At 54.0% G+C, this 8,935-nt stretch carries 6 protein-coding genes; 2 read left to right on the forward strand and 4 right to left on the reverse strand.

Annotation, left to right across the window (positions count from 1 at the left end; all coding sequences use genetic code 11):
* Window positions 1-94: 94 nt before the first annotated feature.
* Together ABX962_RS22085 and ABX962_RS22090 are read right to left on the reverse strand one after the other, a co-directional pair.
* Window positions 95-691 (reverse strand): tetratricopeptide repeat protein, encoded by a 597-nt coding sequence (locus ABX962_RS22085; protein ID WP_372722372.1) that lies wholly within the window; start codon window positions 689-691, stop codon window positions 95-97.
* Window positions 692-816: 125 nt separating this feature from the next.
* Complete coding sequence (locus ABX962_RS22090) at window positions 817-1,179, reverse strand: hypothetical protein (RefSeq protein WP_372722374.1); 363 nt, start codon at window positions 1,177-1,179, stop codon at window positions 817-819.
* Between the two features lie 787 nt (window positions 1,180-1,966).
* Between ABX962_RS22090 and nhaD the strand changes: the two genes are divergently transcribed.
* Window positions 1,967-3,313, forward strand: coding sequence for a sodium:proton antiporter NhaD (nhaD, locus tag ABX962_RS22095; protein ID WP_372722376.1), 1,347 nt, complete (start codon window positions 1,967-1,969; stop codon window positions 3,311-3,313).
* Between the two features lie 54 nt (window positions 3,314-3,367).
* A complete protein-coding gene (locus ABX962_RS22100; RefSeq protein ID WP_372722378.1) occupies window positions 3,368-4,369 on the forward strand; it encodes a calcium/sodium antiporter in 1,002 nt (333 codons plus the stop codon).
* Window positions 4,370-4,422: 53 nt separating this feature from the next.
* Here ABX962_RS22100 and ABX962_RS22105 read toward each other — a convergent pair whose 3' ends face one another.
* The gene (locus tag ABX962_RS22105) at window positions 4,423-5,802 is read right to left on the reverse strand and encodes an MFS transporter (RefSeq protein ID WP_372722380.1); all 1,380 of its coding nucleotides are present in this window, start codon (window positions 5,800-5,802) and stop codon (window positions 4,423-4,425) included.
* 125 nt (window positions 5,803-5,927) lie between these two features.
* The gene (locus ABX962_RS22110) at window positions 5,928-8,567 is read right to left on the reverse strand and encodes an RND family transporter (RefSeq protein WP_372722381.1); all 2,640 of its coding nucleotides are present in this window, start codon (window positions 8,565-8,567) and stop codon (window positions 5,928-5,930) included.
* Window positions 8,568-8,935 lie beyond the last annotated feature (368 nt).

Consider the following 8,935-nt stretch of genomic DNA (forward strand, 5'->3'; position numbering starts at 1 on the left):
GACCGGGTGGGCTGTAAGGGGACTCGTTGCCTCGTCCACTACGGATTGTGCTGCTCGGGACTCGTTGCCTCGTCCACTACGGGATCATGTCAAGCTAGGCAGCGAGCTTGGGGGCGGTTCGCTTAGGGGGCTTGCCATCACTTGGCAATTCGGATGCGACTTTTGCGTGCGGAATCGTGAACGGAAACTCGCCTAGTTCGAAGTCAATTGGAACTTGCGTGTTCGCCGGTTCAATCCGATTCCACTTCCAATCCAAACGACGCCAAAACGAGAGCCCCTTGGCCCACTGCTGAATCGCTGCTTTCATGCGTACCGCGGGCAAACAATCGCGATCCTGCAAGTCTTGCAGAATATCGAGTGCTCCACTGGGCGAGCCATGCAGCAGGATCGCGGTCGCAAAATTCACTCGAAGTCCGTCGCTGGCATCCATTCGAATCACCGTGGTGCCCGGATTCAGCGAAAGTCTGCGAAACAGATTGACGGCGAGCGCATTTTGATTGCTCCGCATCAAGCAGACACCAAGCGTTTCCATGATCAACGGCGATCGAGGCAGCTTTTGTAGCCGATCACTTGCTTCGGCGTACTTTCCAAGTTCGATCAATCGCAGGATCGGGGCTGGTAAAAGATCGCTAGGAAGGTTTTCTTGCGTCGTCGACTGCCGCTGGGAAACAGCTTTAACAACGGTTTGCATGGAAGAGCGATTTACATTTTTTGACATTGTAGCACCTGGTGTTGGTCCCCAAAGGCAATCGAAGCCTGGGAACGTTAGAAAGGAAAGCAGATAAACAGCAAAGGATCAAACGCAGCGGGTTTGTCCTAAATCTGCAATCGAACCCCAAGTACCACCAGTGTCGGTGGAGCTGCGGATCGCCGTTCCGCGACGAATTCTTCGGTGAAGAAAACCGGTTCGTGCCAAACGACCGTCGCCGGCAACGACGCGATCGTTTTACCAGGCTTGATATCGCCCCGATCTATCGCCTGCGATTTGAAGTCACGCACACTCGCCAACGGCGACATCACTCTGTCCGGCGACGACACCGCGGTTTCATGCTTCGACGTGTCTCCGTGGTTGCCGGCATTGATGGCCGGAGTGCCACAACTGAGGCAGAAGAAAACGAAACCGCAAAAGAGCGAAAGCTCTCGGGAAAAGAAGCCAACACGGGGTCGGCGCGATTTCATTTATTTAGACGTCCACGATTGTCGAAGGGGAGATATTTCGAAGTATTGCCGCGGAAGGAAAATTGTCAAGTGATGTCCATTCGGGAATGTCTTTTGGTAACGACGTGATCTGCGATCCGTGATCCCACGCTCCTGTCGTACGACGATCCCATCGGACTTTCTCGGAAACATCCCTTGTCGATAATTAGGCGGATGCGATAATTGCAGCTTGTGATGTGCAAGGCTTCCTGGAGTTGTCTTAGGTTCATGTCGTTCCACCGCCGCTACGCGTCTGCTGCTATCGCGGCCACTCTTTTATTTTGTACCCTTGTAAGCTCGGCGGCCTTCCTTCTTCAGTGCCGCGTCGATGTGAATCGCCATCGCGACGTGGCGTCCGCTAGTTGCGTCTTCGCTACGGTTCCTGACTTCGCCCCAGTGGTGTCTTTGTCCCAGGCCTTGCAATCCGAACCAGAGTCGGCCAATACAAAGTTGGACAAGTCTTGGAGCGCCAGTGCCCGTGCTTTCGCAAGTCGGCTTCGAAACGAAACTCGCCACGTCGTTGCTGTTAGGCGTCTTTTACGGAAGTCGAATACTTTATTAGGTCTCGGCACGTCACTGCGGCTCTAAAGCTACCGTTTCTCGCGACAGTCCACCGCCGGATATCAATCGATTCGGCGATCTTCGTCGGGCATACCGATCAATGTCTCCGTAATGGCACCTCCGATAATCCGTTTGCCATGGTGCCAATCGATGATGATGTAAATCCGCTTCGTCACAAGGCAATTGCATTCTTGGAAACCTCTTTCAAATGACCTACCTGATTCTCGCTATTTTCTTTCTCGGATATTTGGCGATCGCGTTAGAACACACGATGAAAATCAACAAGGCGGCTTCGGCGCTGTTGATCGGCGTCGTCTGCTGGGCCATCTACGTCGTCAATCTAGATCAGTTGCTGCCCAGCGGAGCGATTCCAAGTTGGTTTCTTGCCGAAGCCGCATCCGAAAGAATCGAGAACATCCACCAGACGTTTGCGATCGAATCCCAGCACTTGCATTTGACTGGCGAGATCGCCAACATTTTGTTCTTTTTGATGGGGGCGATGACCATTGTTGAATTGGTCGACGCTCACGAAGGGTTTGCGATCATCACGAATCGAATCCAAGGACGCAAAAAGAGCTCATTGTTGTGGGTCGTCGGCTTGCTCACCTTCTTTATGTCGTCGGTATTGGACAACTTGACGACCACGATTGTGATGGTCTCGCTGCTTCGCAAACTGATCCAAGATCGCGAGGACCGTTTACGTTATGTCGGGTTGGTGGTGATTGCCGCGAATGCCGGTGGCGCGTGGACCGTCATCGGCGATGTGACGACCACGATGTTGTGGATTAAACATAAAATCGGCACGGTCGAAGTGATGTCGGAATTATTTTTGGGCAGTCTCGTTTGCTTGTTGGTTCCGCTGATTGGATTGACGTTTTTGATGCGAGGTCATTTGGGCGAGCGACCGAGCGAAGACAAGGCGATCGAAATCGACATCCGTCCCTGGCATCAATGGTTGTTTCTCATTCTCGGCTTGATCGGATTGATCAGCGTTCCCGTGTTTAAAGCGACCACACACCTGCCACCCTACATGGGCATGATGCTCAGTCTTGCGGTGCTGTGGATCGTATCGGAGCTTGTCAGTCACACGATGGATGAAACGACGCGATCAAGCACCGGAGTGTTGGCAGCGCTCCGCCGCGTGGACATGTCCAGTATCCTGTTTTTCCTGGGCATCTTGTTGGCCGTTGGATCGCTTGGTGCGATGGGGATTTTGGAAGATGCCGCTCGTTGGCTGGATGAGACGCTCCCCAACCGAGAAGTCGTCGCGGTCGCGATCGGATTGGTGTCGGCAGTTGTTGACAATGTTCCGCTGGTCGCCGCCGGCATCGAAATGTACTCCATGCCGATCAACGACGATTTCTGGATGCTGCTAGCCTACTGCGCCGGCACTGGCGGAAGTTGTTTGATCATCGGGTCGGCCGCAGGCGTCGCGGCGATGGGGCTCGAGCACATTGACTTTGTTTGGTATCTGAAGAAGGTGGCCCCTTTGGCCGTCGCAGGTTACATCGCTGGAGTGTTCGTCATCCTGCTGCAACGTCTGATTTTGCATTAGCAAAGCGTTTGGCATAAGTTTTTGTTGAGATTTCTTTTTTTTAGGATCCGTCAAATGAGCGATATGGTGATGGCGTGGCTAAAGATCGGTGGAGGTTTGCTGTTGTTGGTCGGCGGCGGTGAATCGCTGGTCCGAGGTGCTTCGCGACTAGCCCGCTACATGCGAATTTCGCCGCTTGTCATTGGGTTGACTGTCGTTGCCTTTGGCACCAGTGCCCCCGAGCTCGCCGTGTCGGTCCAAGCCGCCTTGGCTGGGAATGCGGATATTGCGCTCGGGAACGTTGTCGGAAGCAACATTTTCAATGTGCTCTTCATTCTGGGCGTGTCGGCACTGATCGTACCGCTGGTCGTTTCCAGTCAACTGATCCGCTGGGACGTGCCGGTGATGATCGCGGCATCGCTGTTGCTGATCGTGTTTGGATGGGACGGGGCGATTGTCCGTTGGGAAGGCATCGTACTGTTCGCTGGGATTATCGCTTACACCTACTGGTGTATTCGCCAAAGCCGCCAAGAGAGTCGTGCGGTTGTCGAAGAATTTCAACAGGAATGGCCAACCGAAAATGAAGCTGAAGTGAAGTCAGCCAGTACTTTGTGGGTCAATTTTGGATGGATCGGCGGCGGTTTGATATTGCTTGGGCTTGGCTCCACCTTCTTGATCAGTGGTGCGGTCAAAGTTGCCGCCAGTTTAGGCGTGAGTGAACTTGTCATTGGGCTGACCATTGTCGCGGCGGGAACGTCCTTGCCCGAAGTAGTGACATCGATCACCGCCGCAATTCGCGGTGAACGCGATATCGCGGTTGGGAATGTGGTGGGAAGTAACATCTTCAACATTCTGTGCGTTCTGGGTTTGTCCAGCGTCATCGGGCCGACGGGGATAACCGTTAGCGACTCGGCTCTTGCGTTAGACATTCCGGTCATGATTGCCGTTGCGTGTGCCTGTCTGCCGATTTTCTTCACCGGGCGAGTGATTTCTCGCTGGGAAGGCGGCGTCTTCCTTTTTCTATACATCGCCTATACCACGTACTTAATCTTCAACGCGACCACAGTGGCGGTGTAGCAGCAAACGGAACGGAGATGTTGCCTTGTAGTTGCTGGGTTGCAAGGTTTGCCTTACACGTCTTCGGGCAGCGGCTGATCCTTGGTCTCGGGCAGGAAGGCAACCGCGACGATCCCCAACAGAAAGATCACGCTCATATAGCTGGCCGCGTCTCGCAGGGCATCGATCCGCTGATCGGCCACCGCATCCTTCGGCACCAAAAACCATTGTAGATACCCCAGCGTGACAGGACCGCTGGCGGCCAAAAAGCGTCCCACGTTGTAGCAGAAACTGGTTCCCGTGCTGCGTAACCGAGTGGGAAACAGTTCAGGCAAATAGATCGCAAAAAGCGCAAACAGACCCAATTGGCAAAACCCCATTAGTCCGCTTTTCCAAATGTCGTCGACGCCGCTGAAGGTTTGGAAGTAGGCGATCGTCGTTAGCATTGCAGCTAAGTATCCGATCACGAAGGCAGGCCTGCGTCCAATTTTTTGCGTCAACCAAGTAAAGAACAGCATCCCAGAGAAGGATCCGAGGTTCTGAACAATCATATTGACCGAGATCCAATAGCTTCGGGCTCCAGCGATTTCGCTTTCGGACGTTCCTGCTTGGCGAAGCGAATTTCCGATGACATCGCCGACCAATTCGGGACTAAAGAAACCAATGCCCCATAGGCCGATCACACCGGCGACGCACAACATCATTCCGAATAGTGAGTGCTTTCGCCATCGCGGATCGCTTAACATCGATGCATAGGATCCGAATCGCACCCCAGTTGCCTTGCCCGCCTGTCGCGCTGCAACCCATTTCTCAGGTTCTTTCAATCGCATTTGAATGAACACGCACAGGAGTGCGGGAATCGAACCGACCAAGAAAATCACCTTCCAGCTGTTTTCGGGCGAAATGTTTCCGGCAACGACCATTTTGCCAATCACGATGCCGATGATGGCAGCAGTCACGTTGCCAACGGCCGACAGGGCTTGCAGCGTGCCAAGTGCTGCCGTCCGTGCCGAGGGGGGAACGGTATCGGCAACCAAGGCGACGGCCAAACCAAATACCCCACCGACGCCCAAACCGGTGAGAAAGCGGAACATCGCAAAATCGATCCAGCCGGTTGATAACGCCGACAATCCGGTGCATACCGAATACATCAGCACGCTAATCGTCAACGTCCGAGCTCGACCAATCCGATCGCCAAGGGATCCAAAGATCAAACCGCCCGTCGCCCATCCAATCACAAATATCGATGTGGCATAACCACCGTAAAGTTTAATGTCAGTCTGGCCAGTGCCCGGCGGCATCAGCGACGTGATCGCATCGTTGCGAGCAATCAAGAATAGTTGTTGATCCAAACAATCGAACAACCAAGCCAGCGACGCGACGACGAAGACAAACCATTGATAGCGATCAAGTTGTCTCCACCAAGGCATCGTCGACAAAGTGGGATTGGACATGGTTTTCCTTGTAGTTCAATGTTTTTGTAATGAGGAAATTTTTGGATGAGAAATGATTCGAGTGCTTGAGCACTCGCTACTTAACAACGCGCTACTTAACAAAAGGTGTGGTCAATGCGTTGTATTTACGTTGCCACCGTGGTGACGTTGGACGTCCTAGCGGAGTCGGGATGTGGATACGACTTTTGCAACGTCGTGCCCTTGTTTTTTTGAGACGGCTTGAAGACTCGCCCTAAGGGTCCCGCCAATAGAGCCGGTAGCAATAACAGTTCGGCAATCGCTCCGGCAAAAAGAATCACAAGCATCAGATAACCAAACTGCTTGGTCGGCGAAAAGGTACTGACCATAAACACCGACAAACCGAGACCGTTGATCAACGTGGCCTGCAATGTGGGGGTCGCGCAGTGATGATAGGCACTGCGAATCGCGTTCAGACGATCGCCATCTCGATTCAAACTGACTCGGAACCAGGTCAAGTAATGAATCGTGTCATCCACTGCGACCCCGAGCGCGATACTCGCCGCCATCATCGATCCGATTTCCACGGGCTGCCCAAGCCAACTGATCCCGCCAAAGACGACCAGCACCGGAAGCACGTTGGGAAGCATCGCGACCATGCCCGCGAGGAAGCCTCGCGAAACGAGCATCAATAGCGGAGTGATCGTCAGAAACGACCAAACAGTACTACTGATCAAACTGCGAAGCAGCGCCGTTTGTGCTTTATAAACAATCGGCACAACGCCCGTGTACACGGTTGTAATCGCAGGCCGATCAGAGCGGGTCGAGACCTGGTTCACCCCGTGAATCGATCCATCCGCCTTTGCATACTTGGCTGCGGACTGGGTGATCACCGGATCCACTAACGCTTTGAGCGACTGCGTAAACTGACCGTAGTCAACATCTTCAAACGCCGCCACGCGAAGACTGATTCGCCAAAGCTCGCGGTTCGAATCTTTGTCAAACGTCATATAGCCGCTATTGGAAAGGGAATCGTAGGCCTGCTCCAACTTTCGGTTCATCAATTTTCGTTGAACAAACGACCCCATACTGCGGTTTTGACGCGGGAGCGGTGGAACAAACGTCAGTGCCGACATCGTGGGGCCGATCACGTTGCTGCCGTGAGGGCCAAACTTTTGCTCAATGGTTCGCTGTGTGGCCGCAACGATGTTCATGCGTTCAATCAGCGTCCATCCCGCTTTGCCATCTTGTCCATTTGATTTCGATTCGCCCGTTTGGGCAATCGATTCCGAATCAAACCCCAACACAATCTCAACGGGAACTAAAGGACCAAGGTTTGCTTCGATCCAGCGATAGTCCTTCAGAATTCTGGCTTCCCTACCGAACAGTTTCATCAAGTCAATCGAGGTGCGGTAGTAACGCAGCCCGCTGACGAGCCCCACGATCAACACGAGAAATGTGATCGTGACCAAGGCATGGTGACGTAGGATCACATCGCAAAGCGTGTCCCAAAACTGTTGCATTCGGCCATCGGAGGCTGGCACCGTGGCTTCACGAGATTTCGACTTGCCTTTGGCTCGGATCGAGGCGACGGGCAGCTTGTCAGGCCACATATACAGCGCCGCGGGTAAGAACAGAAACAGCACGATCAACATTTCCATCACGCCGATTGCCGAGTAAAAGCCAAACTTTTGGATCGGAGTCAGCTCGCTCGCACACAGAGACAACAGACCAAAGGCGGTTGTCAGCGAACACAACACGGCCGGTTTCCAGCCCATCGCGATCGCCTTGCCCGGCGCCGCGTTCGGCCCCACGTCGCTGATTGAATCGCGGTAGTAATTGATCAAGTGAACCGCACCCGAGATTCCGAGCACGTAAACGAGCGCAGGCATCGAAAGCACGATCGCGTCGGCGTTGGTGCCCGCGATCCACAACGACGCAAGTCCCGCCGCTGCGCTTAGGATGCCGCAGCTAAAGACAATGCATGTCAAGCGAACGCTGCGTAGCGACCACCACGAGAGCGTTAGGCCAAGCAAACCGGAAAGTCCGGCAAGCCGGATCAGCGTTCGCTCGCCCTCTTCGTCAATCGCCACGTTGTCGACCGGAGGACCGCCAAGTCGTGCTTGATCTGCGTCGATCTCGCAGCTTTCTAACGCGGTGAACAAGACGCCGGCTGGATGCTGAAATCCGAGCGGTCCGACGACCGGTCGGGCTAACACCTGACGCAGGTTCGGCAGGGCTGCGTCGGACAACGTAATGAGCAAACACGTCTGTTGACGGTCTGGACCTAGAAAGGAACCGACCAGTCGCTGTTTTGCGATGTCAAAGGGAATTCCCGACGCCGAATCGGACAGATATTCGAGCAGGCGAGGTCCCGTGTAGATGGATTTGAAGTAATGGGCGTAAGGTCTCGCACCTTGTTTTCCGCCGACCGGCGAATCCGAGATCAACAAATTGGCGAGTCGATCAATTCGAGGGTCTGCCGGTACGCTGCCGTCTTCGCGGATCGATCCTTCGATCTTGCAGCCATTCCAAGTGAGCACCACGAACTGGTCACTCGCAAAATGCTGGCGGTACCAATTCAGCTCTTCCGTCTCACGAAAGGCGGCCGGCAACCAATCGCCCACTTGGTTGTTGTTGCTCTGAACCGCGCGTGCGGCGGCATAAAACAAGAACGGCGTTGCCAGGAAAAAACAGAGCAAAATCCCAAACGACATTCGGCCGAACCAGGTCTTGGTCGGTGGCAGCGAATGTTGCGATGATCGTGATTGGGAATGCTTGAATTTAGGATGCGGGGATCGACTCATGGTAGTTCTTGCTGTGACCAGCGCGCTGCGCGTTTATCCTCGGAATGCCCGATGGGACTAGAGGACAATCGCAGTCGCTGCGGATCAAGTCGTGCTCGAGAAAGGTTGCAGATAGAAAAAAAGAAGTGACACACCGATGCGTTGATTCAAACAATCTGTCTGAACCAAGCGGTCGATCGGAGCGGTGTGAACACTAAACCTGTAATCGAATACACAGCGCAAGCAGAGAGGCTGGCGATTGACGCAGTCGCAACGTCTGGGCAACCGTCCAGCGTGGAAGCAGTCGCAATTGCGACAAACCAGCAACGTCCAACAGGCGTTCGTCATACGACGCGGATGGCGTCGAAAGCCAAACCGTGGTCAGCGGC

Source organism: Novipirellula sp. (assembly GCF_041583735.1).
Lineage (GTDB): Bacteria > Planctomycetota > Planctomycetia > Pirellulales > Pirellulaceae > Novipirellula.